Annotated in this window: 1 protein-coding gene; it reads left to right on the top strand. The window is 63.9% G+C overall.

Annotated elements, in window-relative coordinates:
- The first annotated feature begins 237 nt into the window (after positions 1 to 237).
- Positions 238 to 639, top strand: coding sequence for a 4a-hydroxytetrahydrobiopterin dehydratase (locus Q4I23_RS32875; RefSeq protein WP_376996338.1), 402 nt, complete (start codon positions 238 to 240; stop codon positions 637 to 639).
- Positions 640 to 785 lie beyond the last annotated feature (146 nt).

Raw genomic sequence — 785 nt, 5'->3', positions numbered from 1 at the left:
CTGTTATAGTCTCGTGGGCTCGGAGATGTGTATAAGAGACAGCCTCCGCCCCCGGCGCTTCCCCCACGATGGCGAGGCGCGGCCCGGCGGCGGTCTTCGTGGGCTGCTGGTAGTCGGCGAAGGGCAGGTCCGTCATGCGCGCGTCCATTGCTGGTCGTGAGGCTTGCCGCCGCGAGGCTTCGGCCCCAGCATTGTTCGAAACGAGGAGTCCGAACCAACAACACCGGAGGGCACGAGATGGCGACACAACAGGAGCTGGCGGGAAAGAGCTGCGAACCCTGCCGCGGCGGCATCCCCCCGATGGATCGCGCGATGGCGGAAAATTATCTGGTGCAAGTGCCCGGCTGGTCGATCAGGCCGGACCCCGACCGGCTGGAGCGCGACTATCGATTCTCCAACTTCCGCGAGGCGCAGCACTTCGCGATGCGGGTCGGCGATCTGTGCGAAGCGGAAGGTCACCACGCCGAGATCCTCTACGGCTGGGGCCATTGCACCGTCACTTTCTGGACGCACAAGATCAAGGGCCTGCACGAGAACGACTTCATCATGGCCGCCAAGGTCGAGGGGCTGATGGACGAACCCTACGCCCCGGTGTCGGAGTCCATGGGCGACGTCTCCCCCACCGCGCGGCACGGTTGATTTTCTTGTCTCTCCTCTGTTTTTCCCCTCTCCCCTCTGGGGAGAGGGTTAGGGTGAGGGGAGTGCGCTTTCGCCGGACTTCCCGCAAAGCGCACCCCCCTCACCCTGTCTCTTATACACATCTGACGCTGCCGACGATTATACGC

Source organism: Azospirillum sp. UFLA03-27 (assembly GCF_059803775.1).
The sequence above is the reverse complement of the archived record's forward strand: the minus strand, read 5'-3'. Positions and strand labels throughout refer to the sequence as shown.